This window comes from Maritimibacter alexandrii (assembly GCF_005871115.1).
Lineage (GTDB): Bacteria > Pseudomonadota > Alphaproteobacteria > Rhodobacterales > Rhodobacteraceae > Maritimibacter > Maritimibacter alkaliphilus.
On the sequence record NZ_SWKQ01000014.1, the window covers coordinates 43,885 to 66,446 of the forward strand.

Genomic DNA, 22,562 nt, shown 5'->3' on the forward strand with positions numbered 1-22,562 from the left:
CCTTACTTCGCCAGATCGGCGGCTTCGGCAACCCATTCGGGCTTCACGTTGACCGCGTCAAAGGTTTCGATGTCGACTTTCGCGAGCTCGGCGTAGGTATTCACACCGGCTTCGTTCAGTTTCTTCTGCATCGCCGGGCCGATCCCGTTGATCGCGGTCAGGTCGTCGGACCCACCAGCGGCCGGGGCTTCGGTCTTGGCTTCCGCTTTCGGGGCGGCTTTGGCTTCGGCCTTGGGGGCCGCTTTCTTGGCGGGCTTGGCAGCGGCCGGGGCCGACGGGGCCGAGCCTGCGCCGATGGCGGCTTTGATGCCCGACTTGTCCGCGCCCGATTCGAGAATGTCGGTGATGCGGAGCAGGGTCAGCTGCTGACGGTGGCCTTTGGTGCGCTGCGAGCTGTGCTTGCGGCGGCGCTTGACGAAGTGGATGAGCTTCTCGCCCTTGATCTGGTCGATCACTTCGGCCTGCACACCGGCACCTTCCACGAGGGGCGTGCCAAGGGTCGTGCCGACCATCAGAACTTCGTTGAACTGGATCTTTTCACCGGCTTCGGCTGCAAGTTTCTCGACACGGACGACGTCGCCGGTCTGAACCTTGTACTGCTTGCCGCCAGTCTTAACGACTGCAAACATGGGGTCTTCCTTTTTCTCCCGCGTTCTGTGGCCCCGGCGATCCGGCGTTCGCGGGGGCATCCCCCGGCCTCGAACAGCGCGCCCTGCTAGGGGCGTTGTTTCATATAGCATTCCGGCCCGCGGGAATCCCCCGTGCGCCAGAGCCGCGTATATCGGGGCATTCGGACCCCAAGTCAAGGAAAACAATGGCAACCACGGCCAGCCACCGGCCCGCCGGACATTGACCCCCCAACCGCTTCGCGAAAGGCTCACGGGGATCGTCGAATCGTTTCAGACCCATTGACCGGATTCCATGCCCAAGTTCTTGAATTCCCTGACCCAGCGCGTCGGTTCGCTCGCCGCCCCGCTCAGACCGCGCCGCCCGGCCCCGGCCCCCGTTTCCGGCCCGCTCGGCGGCTTCGACATTCCCGAGGTGCCGGGCATCAGCCTGGTCACCGCCAACAAGAACCGCACCGAAAACATGCTCCCCGCGCTCAGGACATGGATCGACCGGCCGGAGATCGACGAGATCGTCATCGTCGACTGGGATTGCGACGAGCCCCTGCGCGACGTGCTGGAGGCCAAGGGCATCTCGGACCCCCGCCTGCGCGTCGTGCGGGCCGTGCAGGACGAGGTGTGGCATGGGCCGCGTGCCTTCAACACTGCCATGCGGCTTGCGCGTTACGACAAGATCCTGCGGATCGACGGGGATATCGTGCTGAAGCCCGACTTCTTCACGCGCAACAGGCTCCCCAAGAACAGCTTCGTCGCCGGGAACTACCAGATCGTCGAGCAAAGCCAGGTCCACATCAACGGCACGGTGCTGTTTCACCGTGCCGACATCGCAAGGATCGGGGGGCAGAACGAATACACCATCGGCTACGGATGGGAGGACGACGATTTCTACAACCGGCTGATGCGGGCGCGGGTGAAGCGGATCGACCTGATCCCCGAGACGGTCTACCACCTGCCCCACGACGACACGACGCGCGTGCCGCCGCCCGAAAATCAATCGACGCGCGCGCTTTACATGTCGTGGCCCCGGTTCACGATCCGGCGCAATCGTCTGCTGATCGAACAGATGCCCGCCTGGGACGCGAGCCGACCGATGCAGCCCTTCGATCATGTGGTCGCCCCCGACGGCACCGAGACGCTGGTGCGCACCGGCCCCAATCCGTCCGAAGTGTCCGACGTGATCGCCGACCGGGTGACGAACATGGCGATCCTGTTCTTTCTGGCCCGCCGCAAGGGGGCCGAGGTCATGTGGCTTGACGACATTCACCTGAGCCGACTTCTCGACCTGCCGGAGAGCGAGATCAACCGCGACATGGTGAAAGAGATCATCGCCGCACAGAATGCATCCGGCGGCCCGTTTCTGAGCGCCGACATCGCGCGGCGGTTCGAGCCGTAGGGCGCACATTGAGGAGAACAGGATGAGCACGACGACCGACCGAAACATCGCCCGCGCCGGGCGCAACACCATCGCCGACGCGCTGACCCGTGCCGCGCGCCGTTACGGCGATCGCACCGCGCTCCATTTCGCGGACCGGACATGGACCTTCACCGGGCTCTACGATGGCGCGGGACGGATCGCCGCGCGGCTTCTCGAGGCGGGCCTCGTGCCCGGTGACCGGGTGGCGGCCTATGGACGCAATTCCGACGCCTACCTTCTGCTCTACCTCGCCTGCGCCCGCGCAGGGTTCATCCATGTGCCGATCAATTACGCTCTGGTCGGGCGCGAACTGGCGTATATCCTCGACAACTGCGGTGCCGACGCCCTGTTCGTCGATCCGGCGCTTCAGGACATGGCCGACCCGGTTCTGGCCGGGATGGAGCCGCTGAAACTGGTCGGCACCACCCATTCCGGTGACGGACTGGACGCGCTGACGATGGCGCAGGACGACGCGCAGTCCGTGCCCGGCGATCTGGGCGAAGGGATCGACGCCGAGGATCTGGTCCAGCTGCTTTACACCTCCGGCACGACCGCCGCGCCCAAGGGTGCGATGATGAGCCACCGCGCCCTGCTGGCCGAATACACAAGCTGCATCGTCGAGCTGGAGCTGTCCGCGAAGGACCGCGCCCTTGCCGGCCTGCCGCTTTACCATTCCGCACAGATGCATGTGTTCACGGTGCCCCAGTTCCTCGTCGGGGCGACCACGTGGCTGATCGAGGCGCCCCTGCCCGACCTGTGCCTCGAACTCATCGAGACGCATGGCATCACGTCGTTCTTCGCGCCGCCGACGGTCTGGATCAGCCTCCTACGCAGTCCGGCCTTCGACGCGCGCGATCTGACGAGCCTCGAATACGTCTACTACGGCGCGTCGATCATGCCGGTGCCGGTGCTTCAGGAACTGCGCGAACGCCTGCCGGGCGCGCGGCCCTTCAACTGTTACGGGCAGTCGGAAATCGGGCCGCTCGCCACCGTGCTCTATCCGCACGAACACGAAAAACGACCGGCCTCCGCGGGCCGCCCGATCTACAACGTGGAAACGCGGCTGGTGGACGAGGATATGAACGACGTCGCCCCCGGCGAACAGGGCGAGATCGTGCATCGCTCGCCCCAGCTTCTGTCAGGCTACTGGGACAAGGCCGAGGCCACCGAGGAGGCGTTCGCGGGCGGCTGGTTCCATTCCGGGGATGTCGGCGTGATGGACGAGGCGGGCTACATCACCGTCGTCGACCGCACCAAGGACATCATCAAGACCGGCGGAACGATGGTCGCGAGCCGCGAGGTGGAAGAGGTTCTGTTCACCCACCCCGCCGTCAGCGAAGTCGCCGTGATCGCCCTGCCCCATCCAAAATGGGTCGAAGCCGTCACGGCCGTCGTCGTCCTGCGTGAGGGTGCCGAGGCGAGCGAAGACGACCTGATCGCCTTTGCGAAAGACAACCTCGCGCCGTTCAAGCTCCCGAAACGGGTGCTTTTCGCTTCCGAACTGCCGCGCAACACGGCGGGCAAGATCCTGAAACGGACCCTGCGCGACACGCACGAGGCGCTATACGGCTGATCGGGATCAGATGTCGGTCTGCGGCGACAGATCGGCCAACCGGGCGGCCAGCGTTTCATAGCGGTCGCCCATGATCTCATACTGGATGCCGTTCAGGATTTCGTAGACCTGCTGCATCTGGGGGTCTTCGAGGGCTTTGCGGTAGGCCACGACCTCCTCGTCCGAGAACGACTGATAGACGTAGGCCGACCCGAAGACGCCGCTGGTGGAAATCGCGTTGGCAAGCTGATCGCTCTGCTGGCTCAGGATTTCGCGCAACTCGGCCTCGGAATACTGGATGTCCGAGGCACCGGCGGCCATCGCCGCCATCATGTAGCGCACCTGAATTTCGATGATCGCGCGGGTCGATTGTTCGACACCGCCAATCGCGGCGGACATCTTGCGGTATTCCTCGATCCGGTCGGGGTTTTCATCGGCCAGCCGCGTGACGATCATCTCGCCCTCGGCCATCTGGCGTTCGTTCGACACGCCATGGCCCGCGTTCTCGGCCTCGACCAGCCGCTGACCCAGCTCGGAACCGTAAAAGTCCATGCCGTGATCCACCAGCTCCTGCGGCATGATCGCTTCCATCATGTCGAGCGTGTCCTCGATCATCGCGTCGGGGTCGAACACCTGTTCCGACAGGCGCACCCATTCGCTTCCGAAAGCGTCCGGGTCCGCCCCCGCGATGCCGGGGCCGTTCATCGCCCCCTCCTGCATCGAGGTGATGGCGACATCGAATCCCGTGACTTCAAGAAATTCGCGCGAGGTTTCGCGGTCTGCGGCCACGAGCGCGGCCCCGAAACAGATGGCGGCCACGGCCACGGCGGCCCCGGTCATAACACGTTGGAAGGTCATGCTTTGCTGTCCTTTCCTTGCTGGCAACGCTCCATACCCTAAGCACCCGCGCGCCATGGCTCAAGAAACGGTCCCGTGACATGGCGGGGATGGGCGGGGCCCCGCCCGAATTTTCGTGAAGATATGGGTTGCGCCCATCCGCGCCTTACACTACATCGCCCGCCACAGACCCCCGCGGAGAGGTGCCGGAGTGGTCGAACGGGGCGGTCTCGAAAACCGTTGTGGGTGCAAGCCCACCCAGGGTTCGAATCCCTGTCTCTCCGCCACTTCGCCGATGTGCGAAGCGCGCTTTCCTGGACTTTGCCGACCCACGTGACGATCACGTGACCCGATCGGGGCTGGATTTTTCCTGCGTCCGCGCCATGTTGACCCCAAAGACGGAGGACAAGATGGCACAATACGAAAAGAACCCCGACGCCGTATCCGCGCTGGACGAAATGTCGTTCTACGTGACCCAGCAATCGGGGACCGAGCGTCCGGGCACGGGCAAATACCTCGATAACAAGGCGCGCGGCATCTATGTCGACATCGTGTCGGGAGAGCCGCTGTTCGCCTCGTCCGACAAGTACGATTCCGGCTGCGGTTGGCCGAGCTTCACCAAGCCGATCGAACCCGCCCATATCAACGAATTGCAGGACCGCACGCACGGAATGATCCGGACCGAAGTGCGCTCGACCCACGGCGACAGCCATCTGGGCCACGTGTTCCCCGACGGTCCCCCCGACCGTGGCGGGCTGCGCTACTGCATCAACTCCGCCGCCCTGCGTTTCATCCCTTTCGAGGATATGGAGGCCGAGGGTTACGGCGCCTACACCGATCAGGTGGAGTGACCCCGTTCCGCGCCGGGGTCAGCGCACACCGGCGGCTCGGGGTCGGCCCCGAACCGCCGACAATTCCGACGACCGCCGAGGGCCTTAGCGCCCCAGCAGTTGCGCGGTGATTTCCCGGTCCACCCGCACCAGTTCGGCAGGTGTGATATCCGGGCGGCGCACCGGGCCGACGGCGGGCACCGGATTGGCGGCCCGGATGATGCGGGCACGGTTGGGTGTCATCGGTTGCGGCGCGGCAGGGGCTTCGACCAGCCCCGGCGGCAGCACCTGATCCATGGCGAGGCCCGACAGCACGCTGGCGGGAACCCCAAGACGCCCGGTCAGCGCAATCGGGTCTTCCAGTGCCTCTAGAAAAGCGATGAGCGCCGGAATTTGCTCCTCGGTCACATCCACCCCGTCGAATTCGATGGCCGCCGCGATGCGTGCCATTTCCTCCGGGTCGTCCAGCGCCTCGGTGTCCAGATGATCGGTGTCCACGTCATGCAGCACCGCCTGATCGATGGTATAGGCCATGAGGCTGTCCCTCGGGTTCATGTGGTGGCGGATCACCGCCTCCAGCGTCGCATAGGCGCCCGCATGACCGTATGGCGCGGTCAGGGTCACGTTGCGCAGGGACGGCGTGCGGAACTTGTAGGCATCATTCGGGTCCTGCGTCACCGACATGCGCCCGATGTCGGCGTAGATCCGGTCGGCCACATGGGCCTTGCCCGGCCCGATCTGGGGCATCCCGATGGCGTGAAAGCTGTTGTCGGTCTGGAACGTGCCCGCGTGGCAGCCGGAACAGCCCGCGTCACCGTAAAACAACTCCATCCCCTCCATCGCGAGGTCCGAAAGCTGGTCTTCCTCGCCCCGCAGGTAGCGGTCGAACGGGCTGTCGGTCGAGCGGAACTCGAACGTCATGAAGCTGGCCAGCGCATTGGCGATGTCGGTGATGTGCACCGGCTCGTCCGGCCCGATGATCCAGTCGAAGGCCGCGCGATAGGCCGGGACACCCTCGACCTTGGCGGCGATGGTCGACCACGCGCCGGACTCGCCCATGAAGGTCATCTTCTCGACAAGCGCGGCGGTCTCGTTCTCGTCATGCTGGCCCGCCATCTCGTCGGCCGAGGTGATCGGGAGCAGCGCCTGCGCGGCCAGCGGGTTCAGGACCGGCCGTTCGAGGTCGCGGGCGGCGGGCATCAGCACCCCCTGCGGACGCTCGGCATCGGTCTGAAGGCGCCCGTCATGGAACATGGTGTGAAACAGGGTCGATCCCCGGTTCCACAGCGCCGGGGCGTTGCGCGGGATGCGGGCATAGACATGCTCGCCCTCGCCCAGCCGCCGGTCGGGGCCAAGACCCACGCCCCCCTCGCCGATGGACAGCGACATGCCGTCCGATGTGCCCAGCGTCGGGTGGTGGCAGGTCGAACAGGCGATGTTCTTGTTGCCCGCGAGGATGGGATCGAAGAACAGCGACTGGCCCAGCATGGCCTGCTGAATGTCGATCTTCGGGAACATATCCGCCGTCGCCGGGTCCGGCAGATTGTCGGGCGCCGCCAGCGACGCCCCCGCGACGAGGCACATGAGCCCCACAAGATACCCCTGTTTCATCCGATCCCCTCGCAATGTGTCTTGAGCAAATTCCTTGCCTCAAGCCTACCTCACGTTTCCGAGATCACTCAAACATTTCAGGTATTTGCCGTTACTTTGTCGCGCGTTGCGACAAGGTAACCAGGCGAATTGCGGGATTGTTTCGAAGAGCCGGACAGTTGCCCGGCCCAGGTATTTCGCGACTCACCCGTCACTCGATCGCGGCGACATCCTCGGGCGTCGCACAGGTCGTCGCTTCGTCCGGGTATTCGTGGGTCCAGACCAGCGCATTCAGAATGTCATCGACGTCGAACCCGTAAGTGCCATCGAAATACTGATAGCCACGCACCCCGCGCTTCATGACATGGGTGCGCTCATCCTCGGTCATGTCGTAGCCGCCGCGCAGCTTGAGCGTCACCGTTTCCGGCGCGTCAGTGTCGAGAAAGACCTCTTGATAGACGTCGCCGAACTCCGGCTCGCAGGTGAATTTCAACAGATCGGCAGAGGCCGCATTGCCCGCCAAAGCGAATGCGGAACACAGGATGAAAGGCTTCAATGGAACTCTCCTCAAACAAGTGAGGAAAGGTTAACCGCGGAACCCCGTCGCCACCACGAATTTTTCCGAGGAATCCGACCGTGACGCGGGCGGCTTGATGTTCACGACCTTGGTGAACTTCTGCTTGAGCAGCTTCTGAAGATCGCCCTCGGCCCCGCCCGCTAGAACCTTGGCGACGAATGTGCCGCCCTCTTCCAGCACATCGAAGGCGAAATAGGCGGCGGTCTCGCACAGCGCGATGATGCGCAGGTGGTCGGTCTGCTTGTGGCCCGAAGACGCGGCGGCCATGTCGGACATGACCACGTCGGCCTTGCCGCCAAGCCATTCCTTCACCTTCTCGTCCGCATCGTCCTCCATGAAATCGAGTTGATAGGCCTCGGCCCCCGCCACCGGCTCGACCTCCTGCAAGTCGACGCCCAGAACAGTGCCGACCTTCTTGCCCTTCTTCTCGCCAAGCGCGTTCACCCGTTCGACGGCGACCTGAAGCCAGCCGCCGGGCGCGCAGCCCAGATCGACGACGCGCGCGCCGGGGACGAGAAAGCGGAACTTCTCGTCGATTTCGAGGATCTTGAAGGCCGCCCGGCCCCGATACCCCTCGTCGCGGGCGCGTTTCACGTAAGGGTCGTTCAATTGCCGTTCGAGCCACCGGGTCGAACTCAGCTTGCGCCCACGCGCCGACTTGACCTTCACGCGAAGGTCACGCTGCCCCCGGCCGGAGGCGTTCTTCTTTCCCGGTGGTTTGGTCATCTCAGTAGGGTCCGTCTTCCAGCACGCCGTCGCGCGACATCTGCGCGTAGAGCAGCCCCTCGCGCAACCCCCGGTCGGCCACGGACAGGCGGTCGGTGGGCCAGATCCGCAACAGCGCCTGAAGGATCGCGGCCCCGGACATGATGAGCGCCTGACGGTCCTTGCCGATACGCGGGTCGCGACGGCGCCCTTCCGGCCCGGCGGCGAGGTAGCCGCGAATGACCTTGTCGATCTGGTCCGAAGTCATGCGCAGCCCGTCGACCTTGTTGCGGTCATAGCGCCGGAGGCCCAGATGGGTCGCGGCGACCGTCGTGACCGTGCCGGAGGTGCCGATGATCTGGAACCCTTCGCGGGCCTGTTCCTTGTGGAACGGGCTGAATTCGCCCAGTTGCTCTTCGAAATACCAGCTCATCAACGCGAACCGCGCGGCGTCGTCGTCCACGTCGTCGAACTGCTCACGCAGCGTCGCCACGCCCAGCGGGACCGAGATCCAGTCGACCACTCGGGCGAGCGGAAATGGCCCCGGATCGCCCTTGAACCCGGCGTGAAGCCGCATGATCGACTTCTGCCGGTCCTTCGGCGCGATCTTGGAGAGGTCGAGCCAGACAAGCTCGGTCGAGCCGCCGCCGATATCGACCACCAGAAGCTGTTCGGTCTTGCGCCCGACCAGCGGCGCGCAGGAGATCACGGCAAGCCGCGCCTCTTCCTCGGGCCGGATGATTTCCAGCTTCAGTCCGGTCTCGCGCTGCACGAACCGCATGAAATCGCGCGAGTTCGTCGCCCGTCGGCACGCCTCGGTGGCGATCAGCCGCATGTGGCTGACTTCGTGCTTCTGGAGTTTGCGCTGACAGATCTTCAACGCCTGAACGGTCCGGGCCATCGACGCGCGCGACAGCCGCCCGGAGCCGCCAAGCCCTTGACCGAGCTGGACAGATTTCGAGAAACTGTCCACGACGTGAAACTGGTTCCCCTTGGGCTGGGCAATCAGCATACGACAACTGTTGGTGCCGAGGTCCAGAGCCGCATACAGGCTATCTGGATCCGGCTTGACCGGCGCGGGCTGCTCGACCGCTTTCGGGAACGCGCCCGCACCATCGGGACGCTTGGGCGCCATAACTACACGCCCTCCATATCGAGTTACCTTAAAGGTAGTGCGGGGGCGGTGCGCTGGCAAGCGCCCTAATATGCGAAGATGCTTATGTGAAACCGCACAGGCGCTCTGCGAACATGCCGATGCGGGCCGCTATCACGCGGGGATATGTCGCAAACTGGCCCGCAGCCCGTCCCCCGTCGGTCTAAGCGGGTTGGAAACGGAGGGCACATGGCCGAGGTCACAATCGTCTACTGGCGCGACATTCCCGCGCAGGTCATCGTCGGCCGCGGTCGCAAGGCCGCGAAGGTGCCGTTGCCCGAACGCTTCGAACAGGCGATCGACCGGGCCGCGATGGGCGCGGGCCTTGCCGGAACCGACGACTACCTTGGCGAATGGCGCCGTGCCGCACCCTATTCGGTCGATGGCGACGACCGGGCCGTCGCGGAGGCCGAGGCCGCGAGACTCGACGCCGCGTACGACCAGGACCGCCTCAAGACCTTGATTTCAAACGCAGGCCGCGCCCCAGAGGCCGGACAAGACAGGGACAGACCATGACACGCACCGTTCTCGAAAGCGCGACCAAGACCGTCACCATCGGCTTCGACGAGCCGTTCTGCGTGATCGGCGAACGCATCAACCCGACGGGCCGCAAGAAGCTCGCCGCCGAGCTTGAGGCGGGCGATTATTCGACCGTGGAACGCGATGCCGTGGCGCAGGTCGCCTGCGGGGCCACCGTGCTCGATGTGAACGCGGGCGTCGTCTACAACTCCAACCCCAACCCGAACGAGACCGAGCCGCCGCTGATGACGGCGATCCTCGAACTCGTGCAGGGTCTGGTGGACGTGCCGCTCTGCATCGACTCGTCCGTGCCCGCCGCACTCGAAGCCGGGCTGAAGGTGACCAAGGGCCGCCCGCTGGTGAACTCGGTCACGGGCGAGGAAGAGCGCATGGATTTCGTCCTGCCGCTGATCGCGAAATACAACGTGCCGGTGGTGGCGATTTCGAACGACGACACCGGGATTTCCGAAGACCCCGACGTGCGCTTCGCCGTGGCGAAGAAGATCGTGGAACGCGCCGCCGACTACGGCATCCCCGCGCACGACATCGTCGTCGATCCGCTGGTCATGCCCATCGGCGCGATGGCGACCGCAGGCAAGCAGGTCTTTACGCTGGTGCGCCGCCTGCGCGACGAGCTCGGCGTGAACACCACCTGCGGCGCGTCGAACATCTCGTTCGGCCTGCCGAACCGCCATGGCATCAACAACGCCTTCCTGCCGATGGCGGCGGCGGCGGGCATGACTTCGGCGATCATGAACCCGCTCGCCCTGCCCGTCCCGCAGGCGAAGATCGCCGAGAAGAAGGCCGAAGTGGAAGCCGCCGGGATCATCCTGCCCGACGGCATGGACGACGAAACCTTCGTGACGCTCTTCGGCATGGGCTCGACCCAGTACAGGCCCGGCAAGGAGATGGAAGCGATCCGCGCGGCGAACATGCTGCTCGACAACGACCCGCATGGCGCGGAGTGGATCCGCTTCAACTCCGCCAACCAGGGCGCGGGCGGGGCCGCCGGGGGCCGTCGCGGCGGCCGCAATCGTCGGCGCGGCTGATGTGACCCAGCGGTGCGCGCCCAAGGGCGCGCGCTTGGGGAGCCTGAAATCTCGGGAGATTTCAGGCGGAATGAGGGGCGCTGCCCCTCAAACACCCCGAAGTATTTATGAAACGAAGAAGAACGGGACCACGCGCGTTCTTTTCGGGCGGTTTCAGCCGAAGTGTTCGCCCGCCTCGCCCGGTGCCATGCGGATCAGGCGTGAGGTCTTCACCCCCGCCTGCCGGTGTTTCATCGCCTCACGATAGGCCGGGTCTTTTATCATTTCGACGAATGCGTCGACCGAGGGGTATTCGGCCACGAAGCAGAAATCCCACTGCTCGTCCTGCGGCCCGATCAGCATGAATTCCATCTTCCCCGACCAGACGATCCGTCCCCCGACACGTTTGAAAATCGGCCCGCTTTCGCGCCCGTAGGCCTCGTAGGCCTCGAACCCCGTCGAGGTGCGCCCATCGTCGTAGGTGGCGATCTCTTTCATCTTGACGAGGTTCAGCATGTGGATCGGCCCGTCGCGGTCGATCCCTCGGAACTCAGCGAAGGCGTCGCCTTCGAAGCCAGTGTAATCGGTCATGGCATCCTCCCTTCTCCGACCGTAACACCGGGAACGAAAAAGGCCGCCCCGAAGGGCGGCCCGTCACGCAACGTCACGCTGCGCTCATTCGTTGTCGAGTTCCTCGACCGCTTTTTCGAGCTCTTCCTTGGAGACCTCTTTCTCGGTCACCTCGGCTTTTTCCGCGATGTGGTCGACGACCTTGTCCTCGAACAGCGGCGCCTGAATCTGCTGGCGCATCTGCGGGTTCTGCTGCACGAAGTCGAAGAACTGACGCTCCTGCCCCGGATACTGACGCGCCTGGTTCATCACGGCCTGGGTGAACTCGGCATCCGTCACCTGAACTTCGGCCTTCTGACCGATGTCGGCCAGCACCAGGCCAAGGCGCACGCGGCGTTCGGCCAGTTTCTGGGCGTCGTCGCTCACCTCGATCTCGGGGTGGTCGTGGCCGTGCACGTCGGGGTTTTCCTCGTGCCACAGCTGATGCGCGATCTGCTTGGCCTCGGCCTCGACGAGCGACGGGGGCAGATCGAACGACACTTTGCCGTCGAGCGCGTCGAGCAGGCTGCGCTTCATCACCTGACGAGCCGCACCGGCGTATTCGGCTTCGAGACGCTCGGTGACCTGCGTTTTCAGAGCTTCGAGGTTCTCGGCACCGTATTTCTGGGCGAGGTCGTCGTCGATCTCGGCCGGTTTCGGCTCTTTCACTTCCTTGATCGTGCAGGAGAACACGGCTTCCTTGCCCGCAAGGTTTTCCGCGCCGTATTCTTCGGGGAAGGAGACGGTCACGTCTTTCTCTTCACCGGCCTTGACGCCGACGAGCTGCTCTTCGAAGCCCGGGATGAACTGGCCGGAGCCGAGCACCAGCGGGAAATCTTCGGCCGAACCGCCGTCGAAGGCTTCGCCGTCGATCTTGCCGACGAAGTCGAGCACGACCTGATCGCCGTCCTTGGCTTTCGAGCCTTTCTTGCGGTCTTCGAAGTTCTGCGCGTTTTCGGCGAGGTTCTTCAGCGCGTCGTTCACCTCGTCGTCCGAGGCCTTGACCACCAGACGCTCGAGCTTGATGTCGCTCAGGTCGACGTCGGGGATGTCGGGAAGCGCCTCATAGGTCATTTCGACCTCGACGTCGTCGCCTTCTTTCCAGTCCTCGTTGGTCATCTTGACCTCGGGCTGCATCGCCGGGCGGTGGCCGGTTTCCTCGAAATGCGCATTCATCGCACCGTCGACGGCTTCCTGCATCGCCTCGCCCATCAGGCGCTGGCCGAAGTTCTTTTTCAGAAGCGCCATCGGCACCTTGCCCTTGCGGAAGCCCTTCATTTCCACTTCGGGCTGCGCTTCGGCAAGCTTTTCGTTGACCTTCGCGTCCAGATCGGAGGCAGGCACCACGATCTTGTAGCCGCGCTTGAGGCCTTCGTTCAGGGTCTCGGTAACGCTCATCTTCGGTTCCTTCATAGGCAAACAGGGCGCGCGCACGCGCCCCCGGAAATTTTCACGCCCTTCTATTTGCGCGATGCGGGGTGTGCAAGCGGTTTGCCCGCGAATTCGGCACCGGACCCGTGACACGCAAAAAGGCCCCCGCCAATGGCGAGGGCCCCATGGGTCACGATGCGACAGGGCGTCAGCCGCGATCGTCGACCAGCACGTCGTAGCTGCCGTCGGCCTTGGCAAAGATGCCGATGACATTCTCGGCCTCATAGCCGCTTTCTTCGAGGGCCGCCGAAAGCTTTTCATTGGCTTCGATGTCGGCGCTCCAGTCGCCCTCCATCGACGCCATCGCATTGTCGAGCGCCTGCGCGTTGCCCGAGGCGTTGCCCTGAATTTCGGACAGGGCCATCACGTCGATCGTGGCGTCTTCGCCGATGTCTTCGAAGTTCACGTCGGCGTTGGCGCCGGTCTGGATCGAGGACACGATGCGACCGTAGTTCCAGTCGCCCGACTTGCCCGGTGCCTCCATGTCGTCGCCACCTTGGGCCACCACGTCGGCATTGCCGGTCACCTCGCCCGCGACGCCGCTCTTGCCCCACGCATCGCCGGCAGTGACCGAGCCGTTGCCGCCCGCAATGGCCGAGATCGACCCGTTGCCGCCGCCGACATCGGCCGAGACGCCGCCGCCGACATCCGCGCTGACGCCCTGGGCCAGTGCCCCGGTCGCGACGGTGCCCGCGAGCAGGGCTGCGAGGGTGATGGATTTTTTCGAGTTGGTCATTGGATTTCTCCTTTGCTTCGGGCGCATCGCTGCGCCTTTGGTGAGGGGCCAATGAGGGGGGAGCGGTTTGGGTTCCTGTCGATTTCGCCCTGTCGGCGCGGTCGGAACTTTCCCGCCGCATCCGACAGCGCCGCGCAGCGAACGACCGCCGATTTTTCACGCAGGTCTTCACAGGGCTGGAACGAACGGCAAGTGCCGGAGGGCGCGGTCCGGCGCATTGCTTTGCATGAGAATTGAGTGGTGCGGGTGAAGGGACTCGAACCCCCACGCCTCGCGGCGCCAGAACCTAAATCTGGTGCGTCTACCAGTTCCGCCACACCCGCACGGGCGTGGATTTAGCATCACGCATTCGCGCTGGCGAGAGGCGATTGCCGCCTTTTCGACAAATTTTCTTGGCGCTTAACCCTTTGTTTGGTTAGGGTGAGGGAAAACAAACAGGCAAAATTGAGCAGGTAAACCATGACCCAGATCATGTCTCGGGTCGCGCAGGGACAGCCCCTTCGCGTCACCCTTCCCCTATGCCGTTCGGGCCTTGGCCTCGGCACCAACGTGATGACGGCGGACGGGGCCATTCCCGTCGAGTTCCTGACCCCCGGAGACCGCATCGTGACGCGCGACGCGGGCCTGATCGACCTCACCGACATCGCCGTCAGGACCGTTCCGATGGGCGACCTCGTCCGCATCCGGCCATCGGTCCTCGACGAGGTCGGCGACGGGCGCGATCTGGTCATTTCGGCGCGCCAGAAGGTGCTGATCCGCGACTGGCGTGCGCAGGCGATGTTCGGCAAACCCGCCGTTCTGGTCGAGGCGCGCAAGATGGCCGACGGGGCCTATTTCACCCATTTGACCGGCGCTGCGCCGATGCGGTTGTTTCAACTGACGCTCGAGGGCGGCACGCATCTTATGCAGATCGCGGGCGGCATGGTGGTCACATCCGTCAAGACGCCGAAAAAGGTAACCGTGTCAAAGGGCTGACCTTCGCCGGCCCAATGACGGGCACGGTCACGTCAACGGCAGTTCGGTGGTGAACTTGATCTCTTCCATCGACAGAAGCGCGGTGACGTTGAAGATCTTCACCTCGGAAATCAGCGCCTGATAGAACTCGTCATAGGCCCGTGCGTTTCGGACCCGGACCTTCAGGATGTAGTCGATCTCACCGGCGAGGCGATGCGCCTCCATCACCTCGGGCCGCGCCTTGAGCGTGGCGAGGAATTTTTCCTGCCAGTGCGCCTCGTGCTCGGAGGTGCGGATCAGCACGAAGAAACAGGCCTCGAACCCCAGTTTTTCGGCGTCCACGATGACGGTCTGCGCACCGATCACCCCTGCCTCGCGCATCTTGCGAATCCGGTTCCAGACCGGGGTCTTGGACGAGCCGACTTTGCCCGCGATCACGTCCAGAGACTGGCTCGCATCCGCCTGTAGTTCGCTGAGAATTTTCCGGTCGATGTCATCCAGCCGTAACGTCATTCTGCCATGCTCCCGTTTCATGGGCCAATCATCCCGACTGACTTCGGACTTGGAACGAATGTTCTTATTCGCCCGCCCTACTGGCCCGGAATTGGGACAATGTCCTATATTCTGCATAAGCGAAAGCCAAGATACGACGAGGCATAACATGGCCAAACGTTTCCAGCCCGGAATTGTCAGCGCGAACGACCTTCTGTCGGGCGCCGTCATCTACCTTGCCGCGGACGGCAAGTGGGTCTCGACCATGTCGGGAGCCGAATTCATCACCGACGAAGAGCGCGCGGCCGAACGCCTGTCGCTCGCCGAAAGCCAGCCCGAGATCGCCGTGGGCCCCTACCTCGCGCCCGCCGACAACTCGGACAACGGCCCGGTGCCCAATCACTTCCGCGAAAGCTTCCGCGCCGCTGGCCCCTCGGCCCCGGCCCGCAAGTCCTGGGGGATCGCCTGATGCTCGACGCACAAAGCAACCCGACCCGCACCTACCTCGACCGCCGCGTCGAGGAGTTTCGCGCGCAGGTTCAGCGCCGCATCGACGGCTCGCTGACCGAGGACGAGTTCCGCCCGCTGCGCCTGATGAACGGCCTTTACCTGCAACTGCACGCCTACATGCTGCGCGTGGCCATCCCCTATGGCACGCTGAACGCCGATCAGTTGGACGTGCTGGCCGAGATTTCCGAGCGGTGGGACCGGGGCTATGGCCACTTCACCACGCGCCAGAACATTCAGTACAACTGGCCCAAGCTGCCGGATGTGCCGGACATGCTCGCCCGTCTGGCCGACGTGAACCTGCACGCGATCCAGACCTCGGGCAACACGATCCGCAACGTGACCGCCGATCCGCTGGCGGGTGCCCATGCCGACGAGCTGATGGACCCGCGCCCGGTGGCCGAGCTGATCCGCATCTGGTCGACCGACCACCCGGAATACCAGTTCCTTGGCCGCAAATTCAAAATCGCCGTGACCGGTAGCCCGAACGACCGCGCCGTGACCAAGGCGCACGATCTGGCCGTTCGCATCGTCGAACGCGACGGTGAGGTCGGCTATCAGATCATCGTCGGTGGCGGCCTTGGCCGCACGCCCGTCGTCGGCAAGGTCATCCGGGATTTCCTGCCGCAGGCCGATCTGCTGCCGTATCTCGAAGCAGTTCTGAGCGTCTACAACCTCGCCGGGCGGCGCGACAACAAATACAAGGCGCGCATCAAGATCACCGTCAACGAAATGGGGCTCGAGGACTTCTCGGCGCTGGTGGACGAGGCGTTCGCCCGCATCCGGCCCGAATTCAAGGGCGCCGATCAGGACCTGCTGGCCGAGCTTCAGGTAGCGTTCGAGCCGCCCGCCCTGCCCGCACGCGACACCGACGCCTATGAGGCCGCCCGCGCCGCCGACCCGGTGTTCCGGTCGTGGAGCGATATCAACCTGCGCCCGCATTTTCAGGACGACCACGCGATCGCGATGATCTCGCTCAAGCCGCACGGCGGCGTGCCGGGGGATGCGAGCGCGGATCAGATGCGCCTCGTCGCGGCTCTGGCCCGCAAGTTCGGCAACAACGAAATCCGCGTGACGCAGGAACAGAACCTCGTCCTGCCGCATGTCGCCAAGGCCGACCTGCCCGCGCTCCACGCCGAACTCAAGGCCGCCGGGCTCGCCACCGCGAACGTCGGGCTGGCATCCGACATTATCGCCTGCCCCGGTATGGACTACTGCGCGCTGGCCACGGCGCGCTCGATCCCGATTGCCCAGCAGATCGCCGAACGGCTGGAAGAATACGAAGTCGAGGTCGGCGAAATGGCGATCAAGATTTCGGGCTGCATCAACGCCTGTGGCCATCACCACCTGGGCGACATCGGTATCCTCGGTCTCGACCGGGCCGGCGTCGAAAACTACCAGATCACGCTCGGTGGCGACGCCGGGGCCGACCTGAAGATCGGCGACAAGACCGGGCCGGGCTTCGGCTATGACGAGGTGACCGACGCGATCGAGCGCCTGATCCTCGCCTATCTCGAACTCAGGGCCGAAGGCGAGCGGTTCAGGGACACCATCGCGCGGACAGGCTCCGAGCCGTTCAAGGCCGCGCTCTATGAAGAAGAGGGGAACCGAGATGCCGCTTGAAGCCTTGGCCTTTCCCGACCGTCACGATCTGGCCCGCCGGATCAATGACAGGTTCGACCCGATGGACGCGCAAGGCGTCGTCGAAGCCGCGCTGACCGAAAACGGCCATGTCGCGCTGGTGTCGTCCTTCGGCACCGAATCCATCGTGCTGCTCGACATGGTGAGCCGTGTCGACCAGACCGCGCCGGTGCTGTTTCTGGAAACCGGGATGCTGTTTCCCGAAACGCTCGACTACCAGAAGGACGTGGCGCTGATCCTCGGCCTGACGAACGTGCAGATCGTGCGCCCGGCGCCCGAGGATCTGGCGGCGAAAGATCCGTTCAACCGCCTGCACATCGGCAACACCGATGCCTGCTGCGACATCCGCAAGGTTCTGCCGCTGGAACGGGCGCTGACGCCCTTCGACGGCTGGATCACGGGCCGCAAACGTGCCCACGGCGGGCAGCGCGCGCAGCTCGACCTTGCCGAGGTCGAGGGCGACCGGCTCAAGTTCAACCCGCTGGCCCATTGGTCGGGGCAGGAATTGCGCGACTACATGAAGGCGCACGGCCTGCCGAACCACCCGCTGACGGCCAAGGGGTTCCAGTCGGTCGGCTGCGCGCCCTGCACCTCGGCCACCAAGCCGGGCGAAGACCCGCGCGCGGGCCGCTGGCGCGGTTCGGACAAGGAAGAATGCGGAATTCACTTTATCGACGGAAAGGCGGTGCGCGGATGACTCGGATCGTAACCGACAAGGGCTTCGGCCAGGACGATTTCACCGGCGGCTTCGTCGCGCTCGAAGGGATTTCGGCCGGCGCGGGCTGTGACGATTGCGGCATCGACCTGTCGCCCTCCGACGACCTGAACGCCCATCGCGACCTGTTGCTGAACGCCCGCGCGATCCGCATCTCGTTCGGCTCCTTCGCCGACGGTCGCGGCTTCACCACCGCCAAGTCGCTGCGCCTCATGGGCTACACCGGGCGGCTGCGGGCGGGCGCGGGCCTGATCGCCGACCAGTATGCGATGGCGCGCCGGGCGGGCTTCGACGAAGTCGAGATCACGGACGAGCTTGCCGAACGCCAGCCCGAGGGCCAGTGGCTCTTTCGGGCCGACTGGCAAGCCTATGACCATCAGTCGCGGCTGCGCGGGTAGAAGCGCAGCCGAACCTCCTGTATAGCCTGACGAGAGGACGGGGGCGCAGGCCCCCGCATTGCTTATGAATGACGTGACCCCAGTGACCGAAGCCCAGAAAATCAAACCCGTCCCGACCCTGCCCGACGCCCAGACCGTGACCGAGGTCAAACACTGGACCGACCGGCTGTTCTCGTTCCGCTGCACGCGCCCCGCGTCGATGCGGTTCCGTTCGGGCGAGTTCGTGATGATCGGCCTGATGGGCGGCCCGGACCCGAAGACCGGCAAACAGAAACCGCTTCTGCGGGCGTATTCCATCGCGTCGCCCTCGTGGGACGAGGAGCTGGAGTTCTATTCGATCAAGGTGCAGGACGGTCCGCTGACCTCGAAACTCCAGCACATCCAGCCGGGCGACGAGATCATTCTGCGTCCCAAGCCCGTGGGCACGCTGGTGCATGACGCGCTGCTACCCGGCAAGCGCATCTGGTTCTTCGCCACCGGCACCGGATTCGCCCCCTTCGCCTCACTTCTGCGCGACCCGCAGACCTACGAGGATTATGACGAGGTCATCATCACCCACACCTGCCGTGAGGCGGGCGAACTTGTCTATGGCGCCGAACTGATCGAGGGCATCAAGAACGACGAGTTGCTGCGTGAACTGATCGGTGACGAAAACCTCGCCAAGCTGAAGTATTACCCGACCACGACCCGCGAAGAGAGCCCGAAGATGGGGCGGATCACCGATCTCATGCGTTCGGGCGAGGCTTTCACCGATCTGGGTGTCGAGCCGCTCAACCCCGAGACCGACCGCGCGATGATCTGCGGCAACCTCGCCTTCAACCTCGAACTGAAGGAAATGCTCGAAGACTACGGGCTTGAGGAAGGGGCGAACTCCGACCCCAAGCACTATGTGGTCGAAAAGGCATTCCTCGACTGAGATCGCCCGACAGGAACATGAGCAAGCCGCCGCAAGCAATTGTGGCGGCTTGTTTTTTTACTCCAACCCCAGCGCCGCCTCGATTTCCTCGATCACGACCGGGACCAGTGCGTCGTCACGGGCGGCGGCGTCGATCTTGGTGGCGAGCGAGGCTTTCTGCACGTCGTCCAGTTCGCTGTCCTGAATGAAGGCCTTTACCGCGTCCGCCTCGAAAGCCTCCAGCGTCAGGTAATCCGCGAGCGTCATCGGCTCAGGCTCGGGCGTGGGTTGCGGCGCTGGCGCGGGGTCGGGCGCGACGGTCGCTTTCTCCTCCACCACCTCCTCGGCGGTTTCGGCTGCCGTTTCGGCCACGTCAGCCGAGGTCCGGGCGCTTTCGGCGGCGTCCTGGGCGGTACTCATGTCCCCGTCTTCCGCCGCGGCCTGGGCCGCTTCAGCGGCGTCCTGCGCGTTTTGGGCGGCCTCCTGCGCGGTCTCGGCGGCGTTTTCGGCGGCCTCAGCGGCTTCGACGTCACCCGCGCTCTCCGCGTCCTCGACCGCAGCCTCGGCCTCCTGCGCGGCGTCCAGCGCCGCATCTGCGGCGTCCTGCGCCGCTTCGACCTCGCGGTTGGTCCCGTCCGCGCCCGCGTCGGCGGGTGTTTCCGGGTCCGCCGCTTCCATCGCCTCTTCGACGTCGGTGGCGATCCGTTCGGCCTCGTCGGCGTCGCTTGGCGCATCGGCTGCCGCAGCCGCCTCGCGCGCCTGTTCGGCCGCCTCGGTCGCCGCAGCCTCGGTCTCGTCCATCGGGTCTTCGGCGACGGTGTCCGCCGTGGCGTTCTCCACCGCTTCCTCAACGATGTCGCCTGCATCCTGCGCAGCCTGTTCGACCCCCGTCGGATCGCCCTGCTGCGCGTTCCAGACATAGCCGCCGACGACGACCACCGCGCCCACGACGAGCACCATCACACTGCGGTTCATTTCGACCTTCCTTTTCTCAGCCGGCACCTTCCGGCACACCATGATAGGCGGGTCGCGGGCAAAACCGTCAAGCTCCTAAAATATTTGGCCCTCTTCCCGCAGATATCGGCTTGAAAGCCCACCGGGCCGGCCTTAGGTTCTGGCCCCAAACTTTCCTGCCAACGAACGAAGGAATTCAACCATAGCCCGTAGACCCCACAACGCGCCGCCAACGCGCGATACCGGCCCCCGAGTGAACGAAAAGATCAGGGCCCCTGAAATTCGACTGATCGGTGCCGAAGGCGAAAACGTCGGCGTCGTGTCCCCTCAGCGGGGCATGGAATTGGCCGAACAAGCCGGTCTCGACCTCGTCGAAATCTCTCCGAATGCGACCCCGCCGGTCTGCAAGATCATGGATTTCGGCAAGTTCAAATACGAGACCCAGAAGCGGGAAGCGGAAGCGCGCAAGAAGCAGAAGACCATCGAGGTCAAAGAGGTCAAGTTCCGTCCGAACACGGACGTGCACGATTACGACGTGAAGATGAAGAACGTCGTGAAGTTCCTTGAAAAAGGCGACAAGGTGAAGGTCACGCTCCGCTTCCGGGGCCGCGAGATGGCGCACCAGAACCTTGGCCGCGACCTGCTGGAACGGGTCGCCGAAGACGTGAAGGAAATCGGCAAGGTCGAGAACATGCCGAAGATGGAAGGCCGCCAGATGATCATGATGATCGGGCCGCTGACCAAGTAACACCGCCCATCATGGCGTGAGAAAGCCCTGCCGATCCGGCAGGGCTTTTTCGTTGGTCATTCGCCTTCTTGTGCGAGGCCCGCGTAGCGGATGCGCGTCAGTTGCGCGACCTCGCGTTTCCACGTGGTCAGATCCTTGGGCGAGAACTTGGCGAGCGCATCGTGACCGCAGGCGCGTGCCATCACCTGCATGAGTTGCGTGGATGCGCCGAAGAACCGGGCGAGCTTGGCGGCACCGACTTCGACGTCGAGCCGTTTGCGCAGCTCCTCCTTCTGTGTGGCCACCCCGGTGGGGCAGTTGTTCGTGTGGCACATCCTTGCGCCCACGCAACCGACCGACTGGATCGCGGAATTGCCAAGCGCCACGGCGTCGGCCCCGAGCGCCAGCGCCTTGACGAAATCCTCCGGCACCCGCAGCCCGCCCGTGACGACGAGCGTGATCTCGCGCCCGGCCTTTCGGTCCAGATGCGCCCGCGCCCGGGCGAGTGCCGGGATCGTGGGGACCGAGATATGGTCACGGAAGATCAGCGGCGCCGCCCCGGTGCCGCCCCCGCGCCCGTCGAGGATGATATAGTCGGCGCTGGCCGCGAGCGCGAAGTCGATGTCGTCCTCGATATGGTTGGCGGACAACTTGAACCCGATTGGGATGCCGCCCGAGCGTTCCCGCACCTCGTCGGCCATCTTTTTGAAGTCTTCGGGCGTATCGAGGTCCGGGAAGGTCGCGGGCGAGACCGCGTCCTGCCCTTTCACCAACCCGCGCACCTCGGCGATCTTGTCGGTGACCTTGGAGGCCGGAAGGTGCCCGCCGGTGCCCGTCTTGGCCGCCTGCCCGCCCTTGAAATGGAACGCCTGCACCATCTCGGCGATCTCGGGCGACCAACCGAACCCGGCGGAAGCATATTCGTAGAAGTAGCGCGAGTTTTCGGCCCGCTCCTCGGGAAGCATGCCGCCCTCGCCCGACGCGATGCCGGTTCCGGCGGCTTCGGCCCCCTTGGCAAGCGCGATCTTGGCCTCGGGCGACAGCGCGCCGAAGCTCATGTCGGTGACGAAGAGCGGGATGTTCAGAATCAGCGGCTTTTTCGCGCGCGGGCCGATCACCGTTTCGGTCGCCACATGGGCATCGTCCATCAGCGGTTTTCGGGCAAGTTGCGCGGGCAGGATCTGGATATCGTCCCACAGCGGCAAGTCTTTGCGCGGAACGCCCATCGCGCCGACCTCGCCATGTTGGCCCTTCAGCCCGTTCTTCGCCATGTCGTGAATGCGCGCGACGGTCGGCTCCTCGGGTGTCGGTTCCGCCTCGGGCGCGCCGTCACTGTCGTTCACGGGCGACGGGTCGCCCGGTTCGAGATCGTCGTCCAGCTTGGCATGGGTGCCGTCGCAATAGGGCTGATCCCCCGTCGCCTTGCACCGGCACAGATAGGCCGTGCCGCTTTCCTCGGCGGTGAAGCCGACCGGCGTGATCCCGGTGCCCTTGTGGGAGCCGTCGCAGAAGGGTTGGTTCTGCGACCGTCCGCAGCGGCACCAATAGTATTCCTTGCCTTCTTCAAGCTCCACTTCGGCGGGGGATTTGGCGGCGATGATCGGGACCTCGTCCTTTGCCATCTGGCTGACCTCTCTGTTTGAATTCCTTTATTCGACTACGCATGAAAAGG

At 64.6% G+C, this 22,562-nt stretch carries 24 protein-coding genes and 2 tRNA genes; 13 read left to right on the forward strand and 13 right to left on the reverse strand.

Translation table 11 applies throughout. From position 1 onward, the window contains the following. Positions 1-2 precede the first annotated feature (2 nt). Positions 3-629 carry a 50S ribosomal protein L21 gene (locus FCT00_RS16875; RefSeq protein WP_008329098.1) on the reverse strand — a complete coding sequence of 209 codons (627 nt, stop codon included), beginning with the start codon at positions 627-629 and terminating at the stop codon, positions 3-5. A 292-nt stretch (positions 630-921) separates the two neighbouring features. Here FCT00_RS16875 and FCT00_RS16880 point away from each other — a divergent pair, with 292 nt between their 5' ends. Together FCT00_RS16880 and FCT00_RS16885 are read left to right on the forward strand one after the other, a co-directional pair. After that, positions 922-2,019, forward strand: coding sequence for a glycosyltransferase family 2 protein (locus FCT00_RS16880; RefSeq protein ID WP_138423960.1), 1,098 nt, complete (start codon positions 922-924; stop codon positions 2,017-2,019). 22 nt (positions 2,020-2,041) lie between these two features. After that, a complete protein-coding gene (locus FCT00_RS16885; protein ID WP_138423961.1) occupies positions 2,042-3,613 on the forward strand; it encodes an acyl-CoA synthetase in 1,572 nt (523 codons plus the stop codon). Positions 3,614-3,619: 6 nt separating this feature from the next. Here FCT00_RS16885 and FCT00_RS16890 read toward each other — a convergent pair whose 3' ends face one another. Beyond that, complete coding sequence (locus FCT00_RS16890; RefSeq protein WP_138423962.1) at positions 3,620-4,450, reverse strand: hypothetical protein; 831 nt, start codon at positions 4,448-4,450, stop codon at positions 3,620-3,622. Between the two features lie 176 nt (positions 4,451-4,626). Between FCT00_RS16890 and FCT00_RS16895 the strand changes: the two genes are divergently transcribed. Together FCT00_RS16895 and msrB are read left to right on the forward strand one after the other, a co-directional pair. Continuing rightward, positions 4,627-4,716: transfer RNA gene (locus tag FCT00_RS16895), tRNA-Ser, on the forward strand. 123 nt (positions 4,717-4,839) lie between these two features. Next, positions 4,840-5,280, forward strand: coding sequence for a peptide-methionine (R)-S-oxide reductase MsrB (gene msrB / locus FCT00_RS16900; RefSeq protein WP_040884406.1), 441 nt, complete (start codon positions 4,840-4,842; stop codon positions 5,278-5,280). Between the two features lie 84 nt (positions 5,281-5,364). Here the strand turns inward: msrB and FCT00_RS16905 are convergent, their stop codons facing one another. The 4 genes from FCT00_RS16905 to FCT00_RS16920 all read right to left on the reverse strand — a co-directional run bounded on the left by FCT00_RS16905 (position 5,365) and on the right by FCT00_RS16920 (position 9,266). Next, positions 5,365-6,870 (reverse strand): cytochrome-c peroxidase, encoded by a 1,506-nt coding sequence (locus FCT00_RS16905; RefSeq protein WP_138423963.1) that lies wholly within the window; start codon positions 6,868-6,870, stop codon positions 5,365-5,367. 190 nt (positions 6,871-7,060) lie between these two features. Continuing rightward, entirely contained in the window at positions 7,061-7,405 is a 345-nt protein-coding gene (locus FCT00_RS16910) for a hypothetical protein (protein WP_138423964.1), read from the reverse strand. Positions 7,406-7,435: 30 nt separating this feature from the next. Continuing rightward, a complete protein-coding gene (locus FCT00_RS16915) occupies positions 7,436-8,152 on the reverse strand; it encodes an RlmE family RNA methyltransferase (RefSeq protein WP_138423965.1) in 717 nt (238 codons plus the stop codon). Between the two features lies 1 nt (position 8,153). After that, complete coding sequence (locus tag FCT00_RS16920) at positions 8,154-9,266, reverse strand: Ppx/GppA phosphatase family protein (protein ID WP_008329130.1); 1,113 nt, start codon at positions 9,264-9,266, stop codon at positions 8,154-8,156. A gap of 207 nt (positions 9,267-9,473) precedes the next feature. Between FCT00_RS16920 and FCT00_RS16925 the strand changes: the two genes are divergently transcribed. Both FCT00_RS16925 and FCT00_RS16930 read left to right on the forward strand, forming a co-directional pair. Further along, positions 9,474-9,800 carry a virulence factor gene (locus FCT00_RS16925; protein ID WP_008329132.1) on the forward strand — a complete coding sequence of 109 codons (327 nt, stop codon included), beginning with the start codon at positions 9,474-9,476 and terminating at the stop codon, positions 9,798-9,800. Further along, entirely contained in the window at positions 9,797-10,852 is a 1,056-nt protein-coding gene (locus tag FCT00_RS16930; RefSeq protein ID WP_138423966.1) for a methyltetrahydrofolate cobalamin methyltransferase, read from the forward strand. Before FCT00_RS16925 ends, FCT00_RS16930 begins: the two co-directional genes overlap by 4 nt. A 153-nt stretch (positions 10,853-11,005) precedes the next feature. Here FCT00_RS16930 and FCT00_RS16935 read toward each other — a convergent pair whose 3' ends face one another. From FCT00_RS16935 to FCT00_RS16950, 4 genes are all read right to left on the reverse strand, one after another. Further along, on the reverse strand, positions 11,006-11,422 hold the full coding sequence (locus tag FCT00_RS16935) for a DUF1330 domain-containing protein (protein ID WP_008329134.1): 417 nt from the start codon (positions 11,420-11,422) through the stop codon (positions 11,006-11,008). An 84-nt stretch (positions 11,423-11,506) separates the two neighbouring features. Further along, the gene (gene tig / locus FCT00_RS16940) at positions 11,507-12,838 is read right to left on the reverse strand and encodes a trigger factor (protein WP_138423967.1); all 1,332 of its coding nucleotides are present in this window, start codon (positions 12,836-12,838) and stop codon (positions 11,507-11,509) included. A 181-nt stretch (positions 12,839-13,019) separates the two neighbouring features. Further along, positions 13,020-13,607, reverse strand: a complete 588-nt coding sequence (locus FCT00_RS16945) for a hypothetical protein (RefSeq protein WP_138423968.1) — start codon at positions 13,605-13,607, stop codon at positions 13,020-13,022. Positions 13,608-13,845: 238 nt separating this feature from the next. Continuing rightward, positions 13,846-13,930: transfer RNA gene (locus FCT00_RS16950), tRNA-Leu, on the reverse strand. A gap of 136 nt (positions 13,931-14,066) precedes the next feature. On the opposite strand from FCT00_RS16950, the gene FCT00_RS16955 reads away from it, so the two are divergent. Next, positions 14,067-14,582: a Hint domain-containing protein gene (locus FCT00_RS16955; RefSeq protein WP_138423969.1), complete on the forward strand. Its 516-nt coding sequence runs from the start codon at positions 14,067-14,069 to the stop codon at positions 14,580-14,582. Positions 14,583-14,609: 27 nt separating this feature from the next. Here FCT00_RS16955 and FCT00_RS16960 read toward each other — a convergent pair whose 3' ends face one another. Further along, on the reverse strand, positions 14,610-15,074 hold the full coding sequence (locus tag FCT00_RS16960) for an Lrp/AsnC family transcriptional regulator (RefSeq protein ID WP_008329141.1): 465 nt from the start codon (positions 15,072-15,074) through the stop codon (positions 14,610-14,612). Between the two features lie 148 nt (positions 15,075-15,222). Here FCT00_RS16960 and FCT00_RS16965 point away from each other — a divergent pair, with 148 nt between their 5' ends. From FCT00_RS16965 to FCT00_RS16985, 5 genes are all read left to right on the forward strand, one after another. After that, positions 15,223-15,522, forward strand: coding sequence for a DUF2849 domain-containing protein (locus tag FCT00_RS16965; RefSeq protein WP_008329143.1), 300 nt, complete (start codon positions 15,223-15,225; stop codon positions 15,520-15,522). After that, positions 15,522-17,183, forward strand: coding sequence for a nitrite/sulfite reductase (locus FCT00_RS16970; RefSeq protein ID WP_138423970.1), 1,662 nt, complete (start codon positions 15,522-15,524; stop codon positions 17,181-17,183). Before FCT00_RS16965 ends, FCT00_RS16970 begins: the two co-directional genes overlap by 1 nt. Continuing rightward, positions 17,173-17,898, forward strand: a complete 726-nt coding sequence (locus FCT00_RS16975) for a phosphoadenylyl-sulfate reductase (protein WP_138423971.1) — start codon at positions 17,173-17,175, stop codon at positions 17,896-17,898. The genes FCT00_RS16970 and FCT00_RS16975 overlap by 11 nt, the downstream gene beginning before the upstream one ends. Next, the gene (locus FCT00_RS16980) at positions 17,895-18,314 is read left to right on the forward strand and encodes a DUF934 domain-containing protein (protein WP_008329148.1); all 420 of its coding nucleotides are present in this window, start codon (positions 17,895-17,897) and stop codon (positions 18,312-18,314) included. Before FCT00_RS16975 ends, FCT00_RS16980 begins: the two co-directional genes overlap by 4 nt. Before the next feature lie 64 nt (positions 18,315-18,378). Further along, positions 18,379-19,230, forward strand: a complete 852-nt coding sequence (locus tag FCT00_RS16985) for a ferredoxin--NADP reductase (protein ID WP_138423972.1) — start codon at positions 18,379-18,381, stop codon at positions 19,228-19,230. Between the two features lie 57 nt (positions 19,231-19,287). Here the strand turns inward: FCT00_RS16985 and FCT00_RS16990 are convergent, their stop codons facing one another. Next, on the reverse strand, positions 19,288-20,184 hold the full coding sequence (locus tag FCT00_RS16990) for a hypothetical protein (protein ID WP_138423973.1): 897 nt from the start codon (positions 20,182-20,184) through the stop codon (positions 19,288-19,290). A 232-nt stretch (positions 20,185-20,416) separates the two neighbouring features. Here FCT00_RS16990 and infC point away from each other — a divergent pair, with 232 nt between their 5' ends. Beyond that, the gene (gene infC / locus FCT00_RS16995; RefSeq protein ID WP_008329151.1) at positions 20,417-20,911 is read left to right on the forward strand and encodes a translation initiation factor IF-3; all 495 of its coding nucleotides are present in this window, start codon (positions 20,417-20,419) and stop codon (positions 20,909-20,911) included. A 56-nt stretch (positions 20,912-20,967) separates the two neighbouring features. Here the strand turns inward: infC and FCT00_RS17000 are convergent, their stop codons facing one another. Beyond that, a complete protein-coding gene (locus FCT00_RS17000) occupies positions 20,968-22,512 on the reverse strand; it encodes a glutamate synthase-related protein (RefSeq protein ID WP_138423974.1) in 1,545 nt (514 codons plus the stop codon). Positions 22,513-22,562 lie beyond the last annotated feature (50 nt).